Below are 23,478 nucleotides of genomic sequence, written 5' to 3'. Positions count from 1 at the left end.
CCTGGCAAGCTAGCATGCTTGCCAGGGCACCGCTCTTTTGAGCGGTTTTAGAGTTTGACGACGGTATCGCAGGCAGCAATATCTTCTGCACGGTGCGATACCAGCACAACAGCGGGCAAGGTAGTTTTACCGGACGGTTGATCTGCTGAGGTACGTTTGGTGCCGCGAGCAACCTCATCAATCAGTGCCACAGCGGCTGGAGCGTCCAGATGGGCGGTGGGTTCGTCCATGAGGAGCAGCGGAGAATCCACCAGCAGGGTTCGAGCGATGGCTATGCGCTGGCGCTGACCGCCAGAGACGAAGGAACCTCCAGCGCCCACGGGAGTCTGCAAGCCCGCCGGTAGCTGCCGCACAAAATCTCCGAGCCCCACGCGGTCTAGCACCTCGTACATTTCAGTTTCAGTGGGCCTTTCCTCAGACGAGCGAGCAATTGCCAGGTTGTTGGCGATGGTCGATTCAAAGATGTAGGCAGACTGAGGGCACCAGGCTGCATAGCCCCTGAGCGCCTGGGCATCAAAGACCTGGCCGTTGACCCGAATCTCACCTTCTTCAAGCGGTAGGAAGCCGAGCAGAGTAGCCAGCGCCGTGGTCTTTCCCGCGCCTGATGGGCCGGTGATGCCCAACCATTCGCCGGAAGAAACTGAGGCGCTCAGACCGCTAAAGACCGGTTGCTGCATGTCTGGCCAACGGGTTGCCAAAGATTCAAGCTCAAGGGTGATGGTGCTGTGGGCACTTCGCTGGGAGCAACCAACTCCAGGTTCCCCCAGAATATCGCGCATGTTCTGGCGCTCCTGAGCCTCGCTTTCTTGGTCGCCTTGATCCGCTTCAACGTCAGCCAGGTGCTCGCGGGTACGTTCTACCAGGATTGCAAAGGCTGGCCAGTTGCGTACGGCTTCCACGTGGGCAGCGGTGGTCTCAAAGAGGGCAGTGAGCATCAGAATAACCACTGCAGCGGTGGGGGCAGTAATACCCCCATCACGTACCGAGGGCCACACACAGATGATGGTAGCGAGCGCGGCTCCCCACCAGGTAGCGACCATGAGCCCCTGCCCCACACCGATGGCACGCGAGCTATGGATGCGTGAGCGCACGTTCAGGCCATCCCGGCGAGAAAGTGCTAAGGCAACCGTTTGGTCCAGGTCGTTATTATGTAGGTCGGGGGCAGCGTCGATGGCGGATACACCTAGCCTCAAAAGGCCCGCGGTTTCCCTGCGTGCCGCGGCGTCCGCACGTGCATCAGCACGGACGACCACTGCGGGGATGGTGAAGGTGGCGATGAGTACCGCTAGCCCTACGGGTAGGAGGGCGATAGGGGTAGCTAGCGCAGTCACAATGAGTACGAGGCCCATGACAATGAGGTGGGATGCTACGGGCAGCAGAACGCGGGGGGCGGTGTCTCGCAGCTCATCAACATCACCCACCAGACGGTCTAACACCCGGTCACCGCGCAGGAGGGAGCGCACCGATAGGACGCTACGCCCTGCAGCATCCCAGGCACGTATTCTCAGAGCGTTGGCTACTTTAAGCACGAGGTCATGGGTCTTGAGGCGTTCGGCGTAGCGGCTCACCGCACGGCCCAGGCCAAAGAAACGCACGCCGCTCACCGCTACCAGGAGGTACATCATGGCAGGCTGCTCGGCAGCTCGCACAATCAACCAGCCTGATAGAGCGGTGAGGCTGACGGCAAAGACCACGGTCAGAACCGAGAGGAAGACAGGCAGCAGGGTCTGGTGAGCTTTGATGCCGGTGAGTTTCCGGGCGGTGCCCAGGGTGCTCACGATGCCGGGGATACGGCGGCGATGCGGTGCTCTTGGCTCTTCAGCTTGCGCCGCTGGGGCTGAGTCTTCGAGCTCACCGGTGGCCACCGCTTGGGCTAAGGTGCCCAGGGCATAGCCGCTCAACCCGGTTGTATTTTGAGAGGTCAGCTGCCATGTCACCCCGTGCGGGCGCCGGGTGGCGTCCAGACGGTTGTTGGTAGCAGCAGCGAGCTGGGTGTCGTGGGTGACGATAATGAGGGTGGCGCCCGTTTCTTGGAGGGCAGCGAGCGCTACGTTGATTTTGGCTGCTGAGACAGGGTCAAGGTGGGCAGTAGGTTCATCAATGAGTACGGTGACGCGGTGGTTCTCTGCCTGTAAGGTGGCGACGCGGGCAAGAGCTCGGGCGATAGCTAGGCGGCGCATTTGCCCGGCGGAGAGCGCTTCGGGCGGCAAATCTGCCAGGTCAGCTAGGCCAACAGCGTGCAGATAGCTGGTGAAAAATTCACGGTCTTCTTCGGTAAAAGCAACGGTTTCACCGAGCAGGGTTGAGGCGTAGTGGATGCCTTCAAGGGCCCCTTCACCGCGCGTCACGGCGGCGTAGAGAGCAACCTCTGCCAGAGCTGTGGGGGCGATGAAGGCTGGAGACTGGCTGATCCATACGGTGGAGCCGGTGCCGCTAACCAGCCCGTTAACCTTGACCGGTTCTGTGGTGCCGGTGGGAACCAGCCCCTGACGCAGGGAGCCGCCCAGCACACCCAGCAGGGTAGATTTGCCGCAGCCTGAGGGGCCGGTGATGGCGGTGGTGGTGCCGTGCTTTAGATTGAAACTCACACCGGTGAGGACGCGATCACGCCCGGGGTAGCTCAGTGAAAGGTCTCGTACCGAGATATAGTCCCCGCCGGGGGCAACCGTGGGTTTGGGTACCGGTTGATCAATAATTGCTTGGGCACGGCGCTGGGCGGCAACTCCCTCTTCTGACTGGTGGTAGGCGGTACCAACGTCCCGCAGTGGCTGGTAGCATTCAGGGGCCAGTAAGAGGGCGAGCAGGGCGACGTCCAGACCCATGTCTCCCTCCACCAGACGTAAACCGATGAAGACAGCTACCAGTGCGATAGAGATGGTGGTAATGAGCTCTAGGGCAAGCGAAGAGAGGAAGGCACTACGCAGGGTGTACATCGTAGCTTTTCGGTAGCGTTCGCCCAGCTCCCCCAGCGCTTTAGACTGTGCGCGCGAGCGCCCCAACCCTACCAGAACCGGTAGCCCTTTAACCAGCTCCACGATGTGGTCAGATAGACGCAGCAGATCCTTTTGGGCACGCGCTGTATCTTCACGGGTGGTGCGGCCAATCAGTACCATGAACACCGGGACCAGGGGCAAGGTGAGCACGATAATGAGCGCTGATACCCAGTCATAGAACGCTATCACCAGCAGCAAAATGCTGGGGATAACAGCAGTGGACACAAAGGCTGTTAGTGTCTTGGTGTAGTAGTGATCCAGTGAATCAAGGCCGCGTGAGAGCAGTACAGCGGTAGCGCCGGTACCGTCAGGTGTATCGATGCCTCCGGTAGCTAGCACTCGCCGGATCACCTGACGGCGAAGAGTAGTTTTAGCACCGGTAGCAGCTTTTTGTGCGTAGTAGGTGAGATACCAGTCCGCTGCTGCCCGCACAGTGAGGGCTAGGGTACCTGTCAGGGCGAGTGACAGGACGCTGGGCTCCACAAAAGGGCTGGCAAAAAAGATGCCCTCAACCTCTGCTCGCCCGTTGCCTGCGAAGAACGCACGCTGAGCCTCCACCGCGCTGGCGTAGGTCGCCCCTTCATGGAAGACAGCGAAGGTCAGCCGCGCAAGATAGGTGATAGCAGTACCGAGGACGGCAGCGAAGACTACCAGTGCCAAAGTTTTGATGGCAATCAGCAGGGAAAAAACCGCGAGGTTTTTCTTGGCATCGGGCCCCAAGGGTGGCCTGCTGTTCTTAGGGTTCGCCATGAAGGTTTCTGCCTTTGCTGCCGCGAATAGTTTGTTCACCATTGTAGTAGCATCTCTACCGGTCTGCCGAACCGGGACTCGTGCTTCGGCCTCTCAGAAAATCACGGCCTTACTTGCTGATTCTGCGAGCAAGCTCCGTGACATCATGGGCTGTGGGTATATGATCAACGGTCAGGCGCTGACGGAAGACCCAGTAGGTCCAGCTCTGATAGATCAGTAGAATTGGCACTCCAAAGATAGCCACCCAGCTCATGACAGTTAGGGTGTAGTCAGAGCTTGATGCGCTGGAAATCGTGAGGTGATGTGCTTCATTCAGGGTCGAGGGCAGGACGTTGGGGTAGAGCGCCAGGAAGATAGCACTGACCCCAAAGACCGTGAAACTGGCCAGGGCTGCAAAGCCCTTCCCCTCGTGGCCGGCTTTGAGCAGTGTCCAGGCCCCGACCGCAGCAATGGCCGCAACTACGGTAAAGGCCCAAGAGAGGGCTTTACCCGAGGTGAACTGCAAGTAGAGAACCCAACCGGTCACCGGCAGAAGTAGCAGCGGCAACAGCCTCAGTAACAGCGTATGTGCGCGGTGGCGTATCTCGCCGTCGGTCTTGAGGGCGACGAAGGCCAAACCCATGACCAGGGACAGCCCCACCATTGCCAGACCACCCATCAGCACTGCGGGAGTTACCCAGGCAAAGGCGCCGCCCACTCGGTCTCCGTTGGCGTTGAGAGGAAGGCCGGTGCTGGTGAGGGCCAGCAGGGCACCAATCATAAAAGCAATCACTAGTGAGCCCAGAGAAATGGCTAGGTTCCAGCCCGCAATCCACCGAGCGCTGTCTTTTTTGCCTCTGTATTCAATACCCACTGCACGGAAGATGAGGGCTATCAGAGTAAGGGTCAGCGGAATATAGAGGGCAGAGAACAGCGAGGCGTACCAGAGCGGGAAGGCTGCAAAAGTCGCGGCACCAGCCGTCACCAGCCACACCTCGTTACCGTCCCATACAGGGCCAATGGTGTTCAGCAGTAGGCGGCGTTCCTTCTCGTTCTTAGCGAAAAGGCGACTCATGAGCATGCCCACCCCGAGATCAAAACCGTCTAGAGTGATATAACCAATCCAGAAGAAGCCAACAACGGCAAACCAGATGGTGGGTAGGAGGGGCTGGTCGGCAAAGAAATCAAACATTGTTCTACCCTTCTCTAGTAAGCAAACGCGAGAACGTCGCGGTCATCGTGGTCATCCTGGTGAGGGTCTTCAACCAATTCAGGCATGGCGGCTACCACCCCGGCCTTGACGTATTTTGCGAGCAGGTAAATTTCAACCACCATCAGTGCGGCATATACCAGTGCTAGGGAGACCAGTGAGAAGAGAATCTCAAACCCAGAAACCCCGGGCGATACCGCGGCTGCAGTGAACATCAGAATAGCGGGGTTGCCATCCGGATTGGGAGCCACCACGAAAGGTTGCCTGCCCATTTCAGTGAAGACCCAGCCCAGGATATTAGCGCCAAAGGGTGCCAGAATACCTGCTATCGCCAGGTTAGAGATCCACTTCGCTTCTGGCACGGTACCCTCACCCTTTTTGCGGGTCACCCACAAAACGTAAAGGAAGGACAGGGCACTTACCCCACCCAGGGTAATCATGCCGCGGAAACCGTAGTAGGTGACCTCCATCAGCGGCAGATAGTCGATTTCTGAACCGGCGCGCTCGCCGTAGAGTTCGGGGTCATCGGGCAGGTGGGTGCCGTAGGTTTCTTCGTAGATGGGCATCAGAGTGGTGATGCCGGCGACGTTGGTGGTGAAGTCCTCATAGGCAAGGAAGGAGAGGAGACCGGGAATCTCAAGGATCGCTTGAACCTCATCGCAGTTCTGGGCTCCGGGTGAAGACAGCGATAGGACCGAAAAACCTGTGCCGTCGTGGCAGGCAGCCTCAGCTGCTGCCATTTTCATGGGCTGCTGTTCTATCATGAGCTGTGCCTGGGAATGGCCGGTGAAGGCGGTACCCAAGAAGCCGATGAGACCTACCATCGCACCAATACGCAGGGACTTGAACCAGACCGTGAAGTCAGTGGTATCACGTGCGCCTTCTACCTGCTGACCAACGACTACTTTGCCGTTCTCACCGATAGTATCTACGCCATCGCGGCGACGCTTCCAGAGCTTGTACCAGGCGATACCCACTAAGAAACCGCCCGCGACCTGAACGGCACCTGCAAGAGCGTGGGGGTAGGCAACCATGGCAGTGTTGTTGGTCAGCACAGCCCAGACGTCATTGAGGACGGGGCGTCCGTCCACCATCTCAACGCCAACGGGGTGTTGCATCCAGGAGTTCGCCACAATAATGAAGTAGGCACTGAGCCAGGATGCTGCAACCGCCATGAAGAGGCAGGCTGCATGGATTTTGGGTTTGAGTTTGTCCCAACCAAAAATCCAGAGACCTAAAAAGGTAGATTCTACGAAGAAGGCAAGAAGACCTTCCATGGCAAGAGGGGCACCGAAAACGTCCCCAACGAAGCGGGAGTACTCGCTCCAGGCCATACCAAACTGGAATTCCTGCACCAGACCGGTGGCCACGCCCATGATGAAGTTAATGAGGTAGAGCTTGCCCCAAAACTTGGTCATGCGCTTGTATTCGGGCTTGTTGGTGCGGATGTAGGCGATATAGAAACCTGTCACAACGGCGCCAAGCCCCAGAGTGAGGGGGACCATCATGAAGTGGTAGACAGTGGTGATACCAAACTGCCACCGGGCAATTTCTAGGGGATCCATCGGTGTCCTTGTGAAGTGCGAAGGGGTGAGCAAGCGGCGCTACCGATGCCCGGTAGCCTGGCGTTGCTCTGGTGATTTCGCACCATGGTACACACCCAAAATTGGAAGTCACTTAAGGTCACTTACACCCTGTCAGAGCAGGATTTGACGCATGACTAAAGGTGCCTTAAACGCTAAGACCCGCTGTGACCTTCAGATGCACAGCGGGTCTCTATAAGGCTTCTCCCTGCGCATTCACAGGTGTGGGTAGAGCCCGAGGTCAGAAAGGTTAACGCTGACCTAGCAAGCCCAGCTGGGCCACAGCCTCACGCTCGTCAGCAAGCTCAGCCACCGACGCAGCAATCTTGTACCGCGAGAAATCTGAGTGCTCAAAAGAATGAATAATCTCATATTTTCCTCCCGCACAGCGCACTGGGAAAGAGCTAACGAGGCCTTCAGGCACCCCGTAAGATCCATCCGAGGGGACAGCCATGGAGGTCCACCGCTCCCCTGTACCCAGCGTCCAATCATGCACGTGCATCAAAGCTGCATGAGCGGCAGAAGCAACTGACGAGCCGCCTCGCACCGCGATGATTTCGGCACCGCGATTAGCAACCGTTGGGATAAAGGTTTCCTCTATCCAGCTCTGGTCCAGACCCTTTTCAGCCAAAACATCGAGAGCCACACGCCCACCCACCGTGGCATGGAAGAGGTCGGGGTACTGGCTGGCGGAGTGATTACCCCAGATAGTGACCCCATCGATGTCCTGCACTGCCGCCCCGGTTGCTAGGGCTAGCTGGCCGACAGCCCGGTGGTGATCCAAACGGGTCAGGGCAGTAAAGCGCTCTAGCGGGACGTCAGGTGCGTGCGAGGCTGCAATGAGGGCGTTGGTATTGGCAGGGTTTCCCACCACTGCCACCCGCACGTCATCAGCCGCACGGTCGTTAATCGCCTTACCCTGCACCGAGAAAATACCGCCGTTGGCTTCCAGCAAATCGGCGCGTTCCATGCCCTTGGTGCGGGGTCGTGAACCGATCAACAGAGCAACATTGGCACCCTCAAACCCAATAGTGGGATCATCAGTAACCTCCACCGACTGCAAAAGCGGGAAGGCGCCGTCAGTCAGTTCCATAGCGGTTCCTTCGGCTCCCTTGAGCCCTTGAGGGATTTCGAGGAGTCGCAGGCGAACTGGGGTGTCAGCTCCTAACATCTCACCGGCGGCAATGCGAAAGACCGAGGCGTAACCAATTTGACCGGCAGCACCGGTAACGGTGACCGTAACAGGATTCTTTTTTGTAGGTGTCATGGACAACATTATATAGTGACTTGCGTAACTCTTACCGGTTGGACTCCCGGTGTTTAGGAAGCGAGTAATAGGTCCTTAAACGTCGATAGCAGCAGCATCGAGCTTGTGGGCGCCTCGAATAATAAAGTCCTTGCGGGGGGCGACCTCTGATCCCATCAAGAGGGTAAAGGCACGCTCAGCTGCCTCGGCATCTGAGACCCGCACCCGGCGGAGCATGCGGTGGCGGGGGTCCATGGTGGTTTCAGCCAGCTGATCTGCATCCATTTCACCCAAGCCCTTGTAACGCTGGATGGGCTCTTTGTAGCTCTTACCCTCAGCTTCAAGGCTAGCCAGCAACTGGTGTAACTCTTGTTCGGTGTAGGTGTAGACCATTTCGTTGGGTTTACCGCGGTGCACCACCTCAACCCGGTGCAGGGGCGGCACAGCAGCGTAGACCTTACCTGCCTCAACGAGGGGTCGCATGTAACGGTAGAAGAGGGTCAGCAGAAGCGTGCGAATGTGGGCACCATCCACGTCCGCGTCGGTCATCATCACGATTTTGTCGTAGCGGCGGGAGTCCAGGTCAAAGCTTCTGCCTGATCCTGCACCAATGACCTGAATAATGGCGGCGCATTCGGTATTGGCCAGCATATCGGTAATAGAGGCCTTCTGAACGTTCAGAATTTTGCCACGAATGGGCAGCAGCGCCTGGTAGGTGGATGACCGCGCCAGGCGGGCTGTTCCGAGCGCAGAGTCGCCCTCCACAATAAAAAGCTCAGACTTCTCAACGTCCGTGGTGCGGCAGTCCACCAGCTTGGTGGGCATGGACGAGGTCTCTAGCGCGTTCTTGCGCCGCTGGGTTTCCTTGTGCACCCGTGCCGAGACACGGGATTTCATCTCGGCAACAACCTTTTCGGACAGCTGGGTGGCCTGGGTCTTATCGGCCCGTGACGTGGCTTTCAGCTTGTCAGCTAGCTGTTTGGCAACCACCTTAGAAACAATCTGGCGCACCGCTGGAGTGCCCAAGATTTCCTTGGTTTGGCCTTCAAACTGCGGTTCGGCCAGCCGCACGGTCAGCACCGCGGTAAGGCCTGCCAGCACGTCGTCCTTCTCAATTTTCTCGTTGACCCCCACCTTGAATTTGCGGGCATTATCGGTCAGGTGTTTACGGAAGGTCTTCAGCAGACCCTGTTCAAAGCCGGTCTGGTGGGTGCCTCCCTTAGGGGTGGCAATGATATTGACGAAGGTGCGCAGGGTGGTCTCATAACCAATCCCCCAGCGCAGGGCAATATCGACTTCGCATTCACGCTCAACTTCGGTGAGTTTGGAGTGGCCCTTACCATCGAGCACGGGCACCGTTTCGGTGAAAGTTTCCCTGCCGGTAAAGCGCCAGATGTCGGTCACGGAGGTATCGTGTGCCAGGTATTCGACGAACTCGCCGATACCACCATCGTGCTGGAAGACCTCTTCAAAGCTCTCGTTCTCACCCGGGGTGCCGGGCAAGCGGCGGTCATCGCGGATAGCAATACGTAAGCCCGGGATCAGGAAAGCTGTCTGGCGGGCGCGAGCGGTCAGGTCAGCGTAGCTGAATTTGGCGTCCGGGGTGAAAATCATGGGGTCAGCCCAGTAGCGCACCCGGGTTCCGGTGACACCGCGTTTAGCTTTACCTACGATCTGCAGAGGATCGCCTGCGGTAGTGAAAGCGTTATCGGGTTTTGGGGTGCGGCCATCTTCAAAGATGCCAGGGACGCCGTGGCGGAAGCTCATCTGGTAGGTCTTACCGCCGCGGTCCACGTGTACGTCCAGGCGGGAGGACAGCGCATTAACCACCGATGCACCTACACCGTGCAGACCGCCGGAAGCCGTGTAGGAGCCACCACCGAACTTACCGCCGGCGTGTAGCTTGGTGTAGACCACTTCAACACCTGAGAGGCCGGTGCGCGGTTCGATATCGGTGGGCACGCCTCGGCCGTCATCTTGTACTTCTACCGAGCCGTCTTTATGCAGGATGATTTGGATGTTCTGCCCGTACCCTGCCAGCGCCTCGTCCACGGAGTTATCAATGATTTCCCAGAGGCAGTGCATCAGACCGCGAGAATCGGTTGAGCCGATGTACATGCCGGGGCGTTTACGCACGGCTTCAAGACCTTCGAGGACTGATAGGTTGCTCGCGGTGTAGTTGCTGGCGGCCACGGGGTCTCCTTGGGGCTGGCTTGCTTATCGACTCTCTAGTTTAGTACATGTGTTCGGGTTATGCGGCTGATGCCTTCACTCTTAGAGCCCTCGCTGGGTTTTGCGCTGCCTCCGGCTGGCTTGGTGCCCAGAGCGAAAGCCAGTGCAGCGCGGTCTGTCAGATGGTTGTATGGGGGTAGACCTTAAAGTTCAGAGAAGGAGAGTAGATGATGAGTGCAACTCTTGAAGCTCACGAGCTGACCGCCCTTGATCGTTGTGATGCCTGTGGGGCGCAGGCCTATGTACGCGTGGTTTTTGCCAGCGGTAATGATTTGGTCTTCTGTGGCCACCATGCCCGCAAGAATGAGCAGCAGCTGCGTGAGGTTGCTACTGAGTGGGACGACCAGACCGGCCGTATTTAGTAGCTAACTTCCCGAACCCTTGTACAAGGAGCCCCGCAACCTTAGGGTTGCGGGGCTCCTTTGTGTTGGTGTCAAAGGTCGGTCATCAGGCATGAGTTGTGCCTGGTCCGACTGCCTTCACTGGATCTGAGCTAACGAGAGGGCGCGGAATGGTGACCCGCGCCCTTACTCATTGTGTTCAGTTTTAGTCGAGGTAGTCTCGCAACACCTGGCTGCGTGAGGGGTGACGCAGCTTAGACATGGTCTTGGACTCAATCTGACGGATACGTTCGCGAGATGGAGCGCCCGGTTGCGAGCGCGCGAGCAAACGAGAGGGCGCGGAATGGTGACCCGCGCCCTTACTCATTGTGTTCAGTTTTAGTCGAGGTAGTCTCGCAGCACCTGGCTACGTGAGGGGTGACGGAGCTTAGACATGGTCTTGGACTCAATCTGGCGGATACGTTCGCGGGTAACCCCGTAAACCTTTCCAATTTCGTCCAGGGTCTTGGGCTGGCCATCGGTCATACCGAAGCGCATGGCCACCACGCCTGCCTCTCGTTCGGAGAGGGTGTCAAGGACGCTGTGTAGCTGTTCCTGGAGCAGGGTGAAGGAGACTGCGTCGGCGGGGACTACTGCCTCGGAGTCTTCGATGAGGTCACCGAATTCTGAGTCACCGTCTTCGCCTAGGGGGGTGTGCAGTGAGATGGGTTCACGGCCGTACTTCTGAACCTCAATGACCTTTTCGGGGGTCATGTCGAGTTCTTTAGCGAGCTCTTCGGGGGTAGGTTCACGGCCTAGGTCCTGAAGCATCTGGCGCTGCACGCGGGCAAGCTTGTTGATGACTTCAACCATGTGCACGGGGATGCGGATGGTACGGGCCTGGTCTGCCATAGCGCGGGTGATGGCCTGGCGGATCCACCAGGTGGCGTAGGTTGAGAACTTGAAGCCCTTGGAGTAGTCGAACTTCTCTACTGCACGAATCAGACCTAGGTTACCTTCCTGGATGAGGTCCAGGAAGAGCATGCCGCGGCCGGTGTAGCGCTTAGCCAGTGAAACGACCAGACGTAGGTTAGCTTCGAGCAGGTGGTTCTTGGCGCGGCGTCCGTCATGAATGACCCAGCGGAGCTCTTTTTTGAGTTCGGGGCTCATATCGGGGTTGTCTTTGAGCTTGTGCTCGGCGTAGAGGCCAGCTTCGATGCGCATGGCCAAGTCGACTTCTTGCTCTGCGTTGAGCAGGGCAACCTTGCCGATTTGCTTGAGGTAGTCCTTAACCGGGTCTGCGGTGGCACCGGGGGTGACAACGCGGACGGCGGGAGCGTCATCCTCGTCGTTGGTAGTGAGAACGAAGCCGGAGCCTTTAGCCGCTACGGCTTCTGCTTCTTTCTTTTCTTCCTTGGTGACTGACTCAGTTTCATCGCCGTCTTCCTCGTCAGCTTCTTCATCGTCAAGTTCGAGGTCTTCGGGCTCAAGTTCTGGGTCTTCAGTCTCAATTTCGGCGCCGTCTTTAGCTTTGCGTCCCTTTCTGGGCGCTGCTTTTTTAGCGGTGGTTTTCTTGGGCGCAGCGGCGGGTGTTTCGTCCTCGTCTGCTTCTAGGGCGTCAGCTACCTCATCCGCCTTTTTGGCTTTGGCACGGGTGGAGGTTTTTTTGGCAGTTGTTTTGGCTGCAGCGGTATCGCTGGTTGCTTTCTTGCGTGCGGCTGGTGACACAGAAAACCTTTCTGATTAGCTGACCGTGTGCGATGGTGCGCGGTGTTCGCGGTCAAAACACCTAAGACCCTGTCAAGTCTGCGTTCTTTGAAAATCGCTGTTTGAATCAGGGTTTCTATGTGGGATAACACCTGGTTGCAAAACTTTATTCCCTGGAAAGGGTGCAGATTTCACGCAGTACTGTGAGCGGGGTCAGTAGTCAAGTATGACATGTTTTTCGGTCTTTACCTACTTTGCACAACCCTAGGTCGACCGTTCTTCATTAAGTTAGATACCGGGTTGCGGCCTGGCAGATAGCCAGACGGGTAGAACTCCGGCATCGAGGACTCGATGTAAAACGGTGGGCTCATTGCCGTGGTGAAGCGGCTCCACCGTCCTCAGTAGGTAATCTGCGAGAGTTGATTTACCCTGCAACCAGTAAGCCCAGGCCTGAGCTAATTTGAGCAGGCTTTCAGGTTTATGGTGGGCAGCTTCTTCAAGAATCGTGGCGATAGCGCCCAGTGCAGCTAGTCTGTCCCAGTTGGGGGCTAGGGTGTCGTGCCCGCAGAGTTTTGATGCCATGGACGCGATTGCCGCGCCGTCAGCATGTTCCCTAGTTTCAACCGGGTTCAGGAGCCTCTGTCGGTCAAGGCCGTACCTATTGAGGCTACTGTTTTGAGGTAACACCGGTTTGGTCTGGCTCTTATCTAGACCTATCGTGCCAGCTTCTTCTAGGCGGCAGCTAATATTTTCAAGGGCAGCCAGCGCCTCCTGCAGCCCGGTGCATGCAAGGTAGATCACCAGTTGCACGGTGGCAGTGCTGTTGAGGGAAGCTATCAGATAAGCTCCAACATCTCGGTTGAGCACGGCACGCAGGAGGTCAGCTGGTGCTGGGCTCTCCGTATTACCGTGAGGTGATCCTGCTGAATCCTTGGAGCTATCAACCCCTAAAGAGTGGTACCCCAGCATCATCTCAACAGCGCATTGCAAGGCAGCGTCCCACACCATAAGTTCAGCCCGTATTTGCTGGTACTCACCCACATCTTTTTCAGCTTTCTGGGTGAGATACCCCAGCGCAGCAAACTCAGTTTGGGCAAGCCAGCTATCGCGTCGGCTCGCGTCCGTTGTTTCCATGGGATCCCAGAGGTATCTTTCTAAGAACTCCTCATAACTTCTCGCTACGTCAGAACCCTGTTCGACCATCTCGCGGTAAATGGGACTGCCCGCCACGCTAGCGGTTGGGGCAGCGGGCAGCAGGGTGAGCTCTGGCAGGTGAAGTGCCCAGAGAAACCTATGCCCCACCGCTATTATGTCTACAAGGTCTATGGACCGGTCAACCAGGCAGCGGTGGAAGGGCGGAATGAGGGCTTGCACCCCATCAATAAAGTCATTGTCTGAAGGCTCTGAATAGTCCAGAGAATACGGCGCTGCTGACTCTCTGCCCTCATCCATCTCATCTGCAGTGTTCCCAAAGAAAACTGCGAAGACGCGATTGTAGGGGTGGGCGTCCGCACCGGACTGGAGTAGCTGTGAGAGGAAGAAATCAAAATATTCCCCGTAGTCCTCTCCCCCTGCAACGGGTAAATCGATGCGGAGCAAAGGCCCTACCCCCGGTGGCCCCACGGTCATTAAAACCAGAGAATTTCGCGGCCAGAACCCTAGGGTGTGCACACACACCGCTACGACATCGGCTTCTTGCCGCACGGGGGTGTTAATCTCTGGTGGGCAATCAGCGGTGGATGGCACCAAACCGGTCGGATAAAAAGAAGTAAAAGGGTGTCGGCTATTCATGCACCTAGCCTGCCCGGCCAGAGCGGCCAGCTTCAATGCCAGGAGCCGCTGTGGATAAGCTCGTCTTGAAAACAACCGAAAAATCCGCGGAATCTGGCTCTCAATAAACCTCAGATAGTGGGCCAACGGCAGAAAATGACGCTTAGCTGCCTAGCTCTGCACACCCCTAGTTCACGGCTTGAGCCCGGGCCAGTTCAGTGGTCTAGCTAAAGACAGCTCGGGGCCTAGTCCTGATCCCCGTCATTCACTTGAGCCAGATAGGCCTCAATTTCAGCGCCGATTTCATCCCGTGAAGGCACCACTCCTGCAGCCCGTTGAGACAGCGGGATACCAACGTAGCCGTCATGACCCGCATTGGCATCGTAGGAGGCTTCGAGACGTGAAATCATCATTTGAATTTCAGGGTTGGCGGTAGCCTGCTCATTGATTTGCAGCTGGACGTTCTCTGACATCTCCCTCAGACGATCAGAAGGCAGGCTCAACTTGGCAGCCATTGACAGGTGTTCCATGGCGATCAGTGCTGTTTGAGGTAACTCTGACTCAGAAAGGTATTGCGGAACGTTCACCGCAAACCCTGCGGTACCGATCCCAGCTTCACCCAGAGCAATTTCAAGCAGACTACTTACTGAGCCCTGAACGATTGCCTCCGGCTTCCAGGCAGAAATACCGCCCGTGAGATCTTTGCGGGATCCGTGGGCTGTCACGGGCAAGGGGCGGGTATGGGGAACCGGCATGGGGAACCCCGAAATTAGGAGTACCACAGAGGTGTCAAGACGCTGCGCCAGTTCGACGACCGAGGCGGTAAAACGCTGCCAGAGCAGGTCAGGTTCAGCTCCTGCCAGCAGTAGGAATGACTTACCCAGGCGGTCTTCAACGGCATACAGTTTTAGTTCTGGCAGTACCGGGTCTGTGTAGTGATCACGCTTGAAGGTCACTCGGGGCCTGCGCACGCGGTAATCGTGCAACCGGTCAGCGTCAAATTCAACTAGAGGAACGTTATTGAGTTCGTGCAAAAGTACCTCACCCAAGTGCCCGGCCGTTCCACCAGCGTCCTGGGGGTGAGAAAGCGCAATAACCAGAGGCAGGCCCTGCAATCTTTGGTTCTCAAAGATACCCGAGTGAGCAATATACAGTTGCTCCGAGTTATCCATATTCATCATTGCAAGCCCCTTTCTGCCGTAGCCCACTCATCTCTTAATCCTTGATGTGAGTAACCATAGTACTCCAGCAAGCTCGATCATCGAATGGGTCGTAACGGTTCTAACACCGATTATCCTCTTTTTATTCCAGGCCCTGACCCATGATGGGGTTTCGCTGTGCGGTGATTTCCACCGTGAGCACGGTGCCTAGTACACATTTATTCAAAACCCACCTACTCTTGAGTAGTGAATCACAGTGGGCCGCCTCATCTATGAACGGCCTCAGCCCTCACCTCGCGGGTGCATTTCTCACCCCAACGCTTTGTAAGGAGCACGTACATGAGCGAATCTCAAGACCTTTCCTTCTCAGTTTCAGCTGCTGAACTTGAGCACCTGGACGCCGGAGTACTGGTAATTGGTGTCCATTCAGCCGATGAAGGCCCCGTCCTAGCGCACAACCCCCTGGACACAGAAACAGCTGAGGGTCTCGAAGCTATCCTGGAGGATTTGGGAGTTACCGGTGCAGCCGACGAGCTCACCCGGTTGCCCGGAATCGATGGAGCCGGTGCAGACATCATCGCCCTCATTGGGTTGGGCAAGCAGACTGAGGACGCCGCGGCCCACCTCAATAATCTGCGATACTCCGCAGGATCAGCCATCCGCCAGCTGGCCGGAGTAGAGAGCGTTGCGCTAGCGCTGGGCACCGATAGCCTTGAAGAAGTAGCCGCGCTTGCTGAGGGCGCAGCTTTTGGCGCTTTTAGTGACAAGCAGCTTCGCGCTAAGACCGCTGATAGCATCAAGGCCCCGGTTTCTGACATCACCATTATCACCGAGGTCGCTGCAGCAGAAGCTGAGCCAGCGCTCACCCGCGCCCTGATTGTAGGCGAGGCTGTGGACCACACCCGACGCCTCGTAAACACTCCCCCTTCGCATCTCTACCCCGAAACTTTCGCAGCCGAGGCGGTTGAGCGCGTCGCCGGTCTTGAGAAGGTAGAGGCCCGAGTGTGGGACTTCGACCAGCTTGTTGAAGAAGGCTTCGGCGGCATCGTTGGCGTGGGTAAGGGTTCAGATCGCAAGCCCCGTTTTGTAGAGGTTAAATACACCCCCGCCGGCGCTACTAAGACGGTCGCAATTGTTGGCAAGGGCATTACTTTCGATACCGGCGGAATTTCACTGAAGCCCGGAAACGCCATGGGGACCATGAAATCAGATATGGCAGGCGCGGCCACCGTACTGAACGTCGTAGCTGCAGCAGCTGAGCTGGAAATCCCCGTAGCCGTGACAGGCTACCTCTGCCTGGCTGAGAACATGCCCTCAAGCACTGCCACCAAGCCCGAGGACGTCCTCACCATGCGCGGCGGTCGCACCGTTGAAGTCATGAATACCGACGCCGAAGGTCGGCTCGTTATGGCTGACGGTCTTGCCTACGCCTCAGAAGCAGAGCCAGATGTCATCCTGGATATCGCCACGCTAACCGGAGCCCAGCTCATTGCGCTCGGTGTTCGTACCGCAGCGGTCATGGGTGATCAAAAAATCCGTGAAAAGGTCGCAGAGATTTCACAAGAAACTGGCGAAATCTACTGGCCTATGCCCCTGCCCGAGCACCTGCGTTCCTCGCTCAAGTCCCCCGTTGCTGACCTGCAGAATATTGGCTCCCGTTACGGAGGCATGCTGGTGGCAGGGCTCTTCCTGGAAGAATTCGTCGGAGAAAAGGACGGGGCAAAGATCCCCTGGGCTCACCTTGACTTCGCCGGCCCCTCCTTCAATGAGGAGGGCGCCTACGGTTACACTCCCAAGGAAGGCACCGGTCACTCGGTTGCAACTCTGCTCAAGTTCATTGAGACATACGCCTAAGATCTAGCTCGCTAGAGATTGAGTACACCCCGCACCCCTCTAGAGGGGTGCGGGGTGTAACTTTTTTCACCATGAACCGTGGTGTTTGCCATAGAAAACAACGCAGATAGGGTCAATCAGCACCAAAGGCCGCCCTACAGGTGCTGCCTGATAGAACCTCAGTCACCCCATAAACTGCCTAAAAGCCACGCCACCAGCATTAACTCTGCCCACCGCATACGCGGCAGGTCTGTAGAGGTTGCTACCAAGGGCCGAGTAACAAAACGCCGCTGAATAGTGGAGGTGTGCCCCTGCAAGCGATAAGCTATGGGGGACAGTACATAAGGGGGCTTATACCCCGCAACCCATGCAAGGGAGCGTCAACGTGGCCGATTCGGCAACAACAGAATTCGATATCCTCATCCTCGGTGGTGGCAGCGCTGGTTACTCAGCCGCTCTACGAGCAGTGCAGCTTGGCTTCACCGTTGGTCTCGTCGAAAAGAGCAACCTTGGTGGCACTTGCCTGCACACCGGTTGTATCCCTACCAAGGCTTACCTGCACGCAGCAGAACTCGCTTCTGAAGCACGCGAAGCTTCGAAGTACGGCGTGAACACCACCCTCGATTCCATCGACATGGCTAAGGTTCGTAGCTACAAGGACGGCATCGTTGCCGGCAAGTTCAAGGGCCTGACCGGTCTTCTCAAAATGAAGAAGGTTACCGTCATTGAGGGTGAAGGCAAGCTCACCGGCACCGACACCATCACCGTAGACGGCACCGCCTACAAGGGTAAGCACATCATCCTTGCATCGGGTTCAGTCTCCAAGACCTTTGGCATCGAAATCGGCGGCAAGGTTCTCACCTCAACCGAAGCCCTACAGATGGACTACCTCCCCAAGAGCGCTATCGTGCTCGGCGGCGGCGTCATTGGCTCAGAGTTCGCTTCCATGTGGAACTCCATGGGCGTAGACGTCACCATCATTGAGGGTCTACCCCACCTGGTACCCAACGAAGACCCCGCCATCATCAAGGTGCTCGAACGCGAATTCAAGAAGCGCGGCATCAAGTCCTCGCTGGGCAAGTTCTTCAAGACCGTTGAGCAGGACGCCAATGGCGCCAAGGTTACCCTTGAAGACGGCACCGTCTTCGAAGCTGAGATTGTTTTGGTAGCAGTGGGCCGTGGCCCCAACACCGAAGGTTTTGGCTACGATGAGCAGGGTCTGACCATGGATCGCGGCTTCGTTATCACCAACGAGCGCCTGCACACCGGCGTAGCTAACATCTACGCTATCGGCGACATCGTCCCCGGCGTACAGCTCGCTCACCGCAGCTACCAGCAGGGCCGCTTCGTCGTCGAAGACATCGCAGGTCTGAACCCCCATGTCGTTGAAGATATCAACATCCCCAAGGTCACCTACTCCGAACCTGAAATCGCTTCTATCGGTTACTCCCAGCCCAAGGCTGAAGAGAAGTTCGGCAAGGAAAATGTTCAGGTTGCTGAATACAACCTGGCAGGCAACGGCAAGTCCTCCATCCTGGGCACCGGCGGTCTGGTCAAGGTTGTCCGCGAGAAGGATGGCCCCATCATCGGTGTTCACGCCGTTGGCAAGCGTATGGGCGAGCAGATTGGCGAGGCTCAGATGTGGGTTGTCTGGGAAGCTTTCCCCGAGGACGTTGCACAGTTCATCCACGCTCACCCCACTCAGAACGAGTCACTGGGTGAAGCAGCTATGGCACTGGCCGGCGCTCCTTTGCACGGCTAATCATCAGCTTTTTAGTAGGTGGCGGGTCTCAGCCCGCCACCTACCCTCATAAATTTTCATCACTCACAAGGAGATACGAAGGACTATGTCCACTACCGTAGAACTGCCCGCACTGGGCGAATCCGTCACCGAGGGTACCATCACCCGCTGGCTCGTAGAGGTTGGTGAGACCGTTTCGGTTGACCAGCCCATCGTTGAAGTTTCCACTGACAAGGTTGACACCGAGGTTCCCTCACCCGTCGCCGGCGTTATCGAAGAAATCCTCGTTGAAGAAGACGAGGACATCGAGGTTGGTGCTCCTCTCGTTGTTATCGGCGACGGTTCAGGTTCAGCTTCAAAGGAAGAAGCTGCTGAGGCTCCCGCTGAAGAAGCAGAGGAAGAGACCGAAGAGGCTCCCGCTGAGGAAGCTCCTGCAGCTGAAGAAGCACCCGCTGAAGAGAAGAAGGAAGAAGCTCCTGCTGCTTCAGCCGGTTCTTCTGAGGGCACCGAGGTCACCCTGCCTGCACTCGGCGAGTCCGTCACCGAAGGCACCATCACCCGCTGGCTCAAGGAGATTGGCGAAGAAGTCGCTGTCGACGAGCCCCTGGTTGAGGTTTCAACCGACAAGGTCGACACCGAGGTTCCCTCACCCGTCGCCGGTACCCTGCTTGAAATCCGTATCCAGGAAGATGAGGACGCCGAGGTAGGCCAGGTTCTGGCTGTTATCGGTTCAGCCTCCGCTGCTTCTTCTGCTCCCGCTGAAAAGGCTCCCGAGACTCCCGCAGCTGAGGAGAAGAAGGAAGAGGCACCTGCCGCTCCCGCTGAAGAAGCGAAGAAGGAAGAAGCTCCTGCGGCTGACTCCGCATCCGCTTCTGAGAACAGCGGTGAGGCATACGTGACTCCCCTGGTTCGCAAGCTGGCAAAGCAGGAAGGCGTCGACCTCTCCACTATCAAGGGCACCGGTGTTGGTGGCCGCATCCGCAAGCAGGATGTCCAGGCAGCTGCTGAGGCAAAGAAGTCCTCAGCTCCTGCTGTAGAGTCCAAGACTGCTTCAGAGGCTCCTGCAACCAATGATGCTCCTGCTCAGAAGGCTGCGGCTCCTGTTGTTGAAAAGTCTTCTAAGCGCGGCACCACCGAGAAGGCCCCCCGCATTCGCCAGGTTGTTGCTAAGCGTATGGTTGAGTCACTGGCTATCTCAGCTCAGCTGACCACCGTTCAGGAAATCGACCTGACCCGTCTGATGGCTCTGCGCAACAAGGCTAAGGATGGCTTCGCAGCTCGCGAGGGCGCCAAGCTGACCGTTCTGCCCTTCTTCGTCAAGGCAGTGACCGAAGCTCTGCAGCAGTTCCCCCAGTTCAACTCATCCATGAGCGAAGACTTCAAGGAAATCACCTACCACGGCTCCGAAAACATCGGCCTGGCAGTTGATACTCCCCGCGGTCTGATGGTTCCCGTCCTCAAGGATGCCGGTGACCTGAACATCTCGGGTATTGCTAAGAAGATTGGTGACGTTGCTGGCCGTGCCCGCGACGGCCAGGTCAGCCCTGAGGAACTCTCAGGCTCAACTTTCACCATCTCTTCAACCGGCCAGACCGGCGGTGTCTTCTTCACCCCGATCATCAACCAGCCCAACGTTGCTATCCTGGGTATCGGTTCAACCAACAAGCGCCCCGCCATCGTTCAGGACGCTGAAGGTAACGATGTCATTGCTGTACGCAGCCTGGCATACTTCTCACTGACCTACGATCACCGCGTAGTAGACGGTGCGGATGCCGGCCGCTTCCTCAACTTCCTCAAGACCCGTCTTGAAGAAGCAGCTTTCGACGCTGAGCTCGGCCTCTAAGGCTCAGAGCCTTTCAAGAAGTTAGGGGCGTTACCCGGGTTTTCCGGGTAACGCCCCCCCTTTTTTTCTAGGGAACACGTGCCTAGTCCCACACCTGTTTTAGCGTCATAGTGTCGATATGAAAATGTGTCTTCAGTAGACTGGTGCTTATGTCTATCGCGTTTTCAATTCTTCTTGCTCTTCACCTTATCGGTGCTTCCCTGGTCTTCGGTATCTGGGTAGCCAATCTTAAGAAGGGCATCGTTGTGCCCGGCCAGTTCCATGCGGCTCTGCTACAGCTCATCACCGGCTTTGCCATGTATTTCTGGCAGATGAGCCAGGGAATGGTGCTCAACCACATGATGATTGGCATCAAGATGCTTCTTGCTTTGATCATCGCAATCGCTGCTTTCATGGGTCAGAAGAAATACAAGGCAGCCCTGGCAGTAGGCCGACCTGAAGACGCCAAGAACATCGCTCTTGCTCACACCGTTGGTGGCCTGGCACTGGTGAATATTCTGATTGCAGTTTTCATGAACACTCACATCTAAAAATTTTGTTGAGACGGCGCTGGTCATCCACCGGCGCCGTTTTTGTTTATTCTTTTAGAGTTTTGGGCTCTGCGGATACCAGCAATAGTTGGCCGTCTTGTACACGAGCACTAACATTCACCTGCTGAAAGACCTTACCTTCTGCGCTATAGATTCCTGCTCTTTCCAGTTCTTCCTTGCTCCCCTCAGGCTCATAACCTTGAGCTTCAATGAGCGTCAGGGCTCTGATGGCATCGCCCTGAACCTCAATATTTTTGATTTCTGCTAGCCGAGTTGTCATCGAGGCCAACTGACGATCGCTATCAGCTGCGATCAGTGCTGCATCAGCGCGATACAACTCTGACTCTGCCAGTGCGTAACGGGTAATCTCGCCGGTTTTACCCGAGGTTAGAACCTGGCTGCGTGTATCGATGAGAGTTGATAGGTTCTCGGCATAGTCTAGAGAAGCCTCGCCACCATCAGCAGATGGCTCTGAGGCGGTTTCTGGAGGTTGTGCGGGTAGGCTTTGCTGCGCTGGGGCACTGGATGTCTCTGCTGTTAAGGCGCTCTCTGTGGAGCGATAAGAGGACTCTTGCGAGGTGAGCAGAATTCCTGCGCCCACGAGCACAGCCAACACGGTAAGTGCGCCGATGATGAGCGGTGACCGTCTATCCCATTTTTTGCCAGCTAACTTTTTCTGTGGGGTAGCCTGAGGCGCGCTGAGATCCTGAACCTCGCCCAGCAGCGGCGGTTTACGCCTAAATCGCTCTTTAGGCACAGAATCAAAGCGGGTTGGCCTAATAGCTGGCAGGCGGGAAACCACGCTTTCATGAGCACTCAAATGCAGCTCTAAAGGCTCAGGATCCTTTGAAAGCTCAAAGAGGGCAGCTATTTGTTGAAACCCAGGTTGGTCCGAGCGGCGATCAATGGCGTCCTCAAGGGTGCGAGCAAGAGCCTCCCCTGCTTCTGGGACGCTAAGTGATAACGGCTTACGAAAACGCTGAGCTGCAGCCTTTTCACCGGTGAGGCAGAGCCATAACAAAGCTGCGAGAGCAGAAATATCATCTGCCCGGTGTTTCTTGAGCACCTCATCTGGAGCATCCCTCAAATCAAGATGGGGAACCAGAAGCTTAAGCTCCCCAGCCACGGTAAACACCACCTGCTGACCGGTGAGCTGGCTGAAGGAGAGATGGTTTTCGTGCAGATAGGTCATCGCCGCACACAGATCGTGCGCTAGACGGCTGACCTGTTCGAGGGGTAACCGGCCTTTAGCCGCACAGTAATCAGCTAGCGTGCCAGCTTCAGCAGCCTGGCACCAAATCTGATCGTTTTCCCCGCTGCTGGTCACAGCAACCACCGTGAGCACATTGGGGTGAGAGACCAACGCGCAGAGACGTTCGGCTGCTTTCAAGTACTGATTCTGACCAGCATCAAGCTGTATCAGTGTGTAGGTTCCTGCTGGCATTTCAAGACTCGCGGCGGTGTGTTCCCCGCACTCCACAATCCAGGTGCTGTGCCTGTAGCCGTTTTCCAGCGGGTAGCGGACACTCACATCGTTAGGAGCCCTCAGGGTGGATTGTTGATTTAGGGTTTCTGCAGTGCTCATAGAAACAGTGATACACCTATCGAGCAATCTCCGCTGATGCTCTCCACAGGGAGTAGAAAAGCACTGGTCAACGCGGTGAAGGTCTGCTGTGGATAGAAAGACACACAGACTCATCAAGAGCCGGTCAATGCTCTAACTCTCCACAACACAGCTGAAAGCTGCTGTTGGCAAAAACATAGTCAACCACACAGGGTCACCGCCCTCTTGGTTTTCTCACTGCAGGGTAAAAACGATAGTCTAGAGGCTATGGCTCTAAAGTTTGAACGGGTAGGTTTAGCCCCCGATTACGTGGACTACTCCTCGGCACTTGAACTGCAGCAGGCGACCCACCAAAAAGTAGCTGCCAAGCAGCAGCAAAATACTGTGCTCCTCCTTGAGCACCAAGCAGTGATCACCGCCGGCAAACGCACCGAAAGCCACGAATACCCCACCGACCAGAGCACCCCCGTCATCAAAATTGACCGCGGCGGCAAGCTTACCTGGCACGGCCCGGGTCAGCTAGTGGGTTACCCCATCGTCCGCCTCCCCGAACCCATTGATGTAGTGAAGTTTGTGCGGGACCTCGAAGAAATCCTCATCAACCTCCTGACTGACATGGGTATCATCTGCCAGCGCATCGAAGGGCGCTCAGGTGTATGGGTACTAGGCGACGGCGCTCTGCTGCAAGACAAGAAAATTGCAGCTATCGGTCTGCGCGTCTCAAAAAACACCACCATGCACGGCTTCTCCATCAACTGCAATAACCCCGTGGATGTTTTTGAACCCTTTATTCCCTGCGGTATCACCGACGCCGGAGTAACCACCATCAGCGAACAGCTGGGGCGGAATGTAAACCCGGCAGATATTGTTGATGCACTAGAAGCACATATGCTGCGGTACACAGATACTCTGGCTGAAAATTTCACGCCCGAGCCCTAAACCTACGGGCACAACCTCCGTTACCCCAGCCCGCACCCAAGATTTAAACAACCAACGGTAATGACCCCAAAGGAGCAC

At 56.7% G+C, this 23,478-nt stretch carries 16 protein-coding genes; 6 read left to right on the top strand and 10 right to left on the bottom strand.

Translation table 11 applies throughout. The features are described from left to right. Window positions 1–47 precede the first annotated feature (47 nt). The 5 genes from cydC to L6990_RS02780 all read right to left on the bottom strand — a co-directional run bounded on the left by cydC (window position 48) and on the right by L6990_RS02780 (window position 9,954). A complete protein-coding gene (gene cydC / locus L6990_RS02800) occupies window positions 48–3,785 on the bottom strand; it encodes a thiol reductant ABC exporter subunit CydC (RefSeq protein ID WP_237202554.1) in 3,738 nt (1,245 codons plus the stop codon). A 67-nt stretch (window positions 3,786–3,852) separates the two neighbouring features. Continuing rightward, on the bottom strand, window positions 3,853–4,914 hold the full coding sequence (gene cydB, locus L6990_RS02795) for a cytochrome d ubiquinol oxidase subunit II (RefSeq protein ID WP_237202553.1): 1,062 nt from the start codon (window positions 4,912–4,914) through the stop codon (window positions 3,853–3,855). 14 nt (window positions 4,915–4,928) lie between these two features. Further along, entirely contained in the window at window positions 4,929–6,497 is a 1,569-nt protein-coding gene (locus L6990_RS02790) for a cytochrome ubiquinol oxidase subunit I (RefSeq protein ID WP_237202552.1), read from the bottom strand. A gap of 268 nt (window positions 6,498–6,765) precedes the next feature. Further along, window positions 6,766–7,782, bottom strand: coding sequence for a malate dehydrogenase (locus tag L6990_RS02785; protein ID WP_237202551.1), 1,017 nt, complete (start codon window positions 7,780–7,782; stop codon window positions 6,766–6,768). A 75-nt stretch (window positions 7,783–7,857) separates the two neighbouring features. Further along, window positions 7,858–9,954: a DNA gyrase/topoisomerase IV subunit B gene (locus L6990_RS02780; protein WP_237202550.1), complete on the bottom strand. Its 2,097-nt coding sequence runs from the start codon at window positions 9,952–9,954 to the stop codon at window positions 7,858–7,860. A 209-nt stretch (window positions 9,955–10,163) separates the two neighbouring features. Between L6990_RS02780 and L6990_RS02775 the strand changes: the two genes are divergently transcribed. After that, a complete protein-coding gene (locus L6990_RS02775; RefSeq protein ID WP_237202757.1) occupies window positions 10,164–10,355 on the top strand; it encodes a DUF7455 domain-containing protein in 192 nt (63 codons plus the stop codon). A gap of 184 nt (window positions 10,356–10,539) precedes the next feature. Here L6990_RS02775 and L6990_RS02770 read toward each other — a convergent pair whose 3' ends face one another. From L6990_RS02770 to L6990_RS02755, 4 genes are all read right to left on the bottom strand, one after another. Continuing rightward, a complete protein-coding gene (locus L6990_RS02770) occupies window positions 10,540–10,701 on the bottom strand; it encodes a hypothetical protein (protein WP_237202549.1) in 162 nt (53 codons plus the stop codon). An 11-nt stretch (window positions 10,702–10,712) separates the two neighbouring features. Then, window positions 10,713–12,041: an RNA polymerase sigma factor gene (locus L6990_RS02765; protein WP_237202548.1), complete on the bottom strand. Its 1,329-nt coding sequence runs from the start codon at window positions 12,039–12,041 to the stop codon at window positions 10,713–10,715. A gap of 267 nt (window positions 12,042–12,308) precedes the next feature. Next, complete coding sequence (locus L6990_RS02760) at window positions 12,309–13,766, bottom strand: DUF4192 family protein (RefSeq protein WP_237202547.1); 1,458 nt, start codon at window positions 13,764–13,766, stop codon at window positions 12,309–12,311. Between the two features lie 269 nt (window positions 13,767–14,035). Next, entirely contained in the window at window positions 14,036–14,971 is a 936-nt protein-coding gene (locus L6990_RS02755; protein WP_237202546.1) for a PAC2 family protein, read from the bottom strand. 318 nt (window positions 14,972–15,289) lie between these two features. Between L6990_RS02755 and L6990_RS02750 the strand changes: the two genes are divergently transcribed. The 4 genes from L6990_RS02750 (at window position 15,290) to L6990_RS02735 (ending at window position 20,897) form a co-directional block, all read left to right on the top strand. Beyond that, window positions 15,290–16,804, top strand: a complete 1,515-nt coding sequence (locus L6990_RS02750) for a leucyl aminopeptidase (RefSeq protein ID WP_237202545.1) — start codon at window positions 15,290–15,292, stop codon at window positions 16,802–16,804. Window positions 16,805–17,150: 346 nt separating this feature from the next. Beyond that, complete coding sequence (gene lpdA, locus L6990_RS02745) at window positions 17,151–18,545, top strand: dihydrolipoyl dehydrogenase (protein WP_237202544.1); 1,395 nt, start codon at window positions 17,151–17,153, stop codon at window positions 18,543–18,545. Window positions 18,546–18,630: 85 nt separating this feature from the next. Continuing rightward, window positions 18,631–20,367 (top strand): 2-oxoglutarate dehydrogenase, E2 component, dihydrolipoamide succinyltransferase, encoded by a 1,737-nt coding sequence (gene sucB, locus L6990_RS02740; protein ID WP_237202543.1) that lies wholly within the window; start codon window positions 18,631–18,633, stop codon window positions 20,365–20,367. A 149-nt stretch (window positions 20,368–20,516) separates the two neighbouring features. Next, a complete protein-coding gene (locus L6990_RS02735) occupies window positions 20,517–20,897 on the top strand; it encodes a hypothetical protein (RefSeq protein ID WP_237202542.1) in 381 nt (126 codons plus the stop codon). A 46-nt stretch (window positions 20,898–20,943) separates the two neighbouring features. On the opposite strand, the gene L6990_RS02730 is transcribed toward L6990_RS02735, so the two are convergent. Beyond that, a complete protein-coding gene (locus tag L6990_RS02730) occupies window positions 20,944–22,482 on the bottom strand; it encodes a protein kinase (protein WP_237202541.1) in 1,539 nt (512 codons plus the stop codon). Between the two features lie 246 nt (window positions 22,483–22,728). On the opposite strand from L6990_RS02730, the gene lipB reads away from it, so the two are divergent. Then, the gene (gene lipB, locus L6990_RS02725) at window positions 22,729–23,400 is read left to right on the top strand and encodes a lipoyl(octanoyl) transferase LipB (RefSeq protein WP_237202540.1); all 672 of its coding nucleotides are present in this window, start codon (window positions 22,729–22,731) and stop codon (window positions 23,398–23,400) included. Window positions 23,401–23,478: the final 78 nt, after the last annotated feature.

It is taken from the genome of Rothia endophytica (genome assembly GCF_928381505.1).
Classification (GTDB): domain Bacteria; phylum Actinomycetota; class Actinomycetes; order Actinomycetales; family Micrococcaceae; genus Rothia; species Rothia endophytica_A.
Note: the sequence above shows the minus strand (reverse complement) of the source record. Positions and strands in the feature narration are given on the sequence as shown.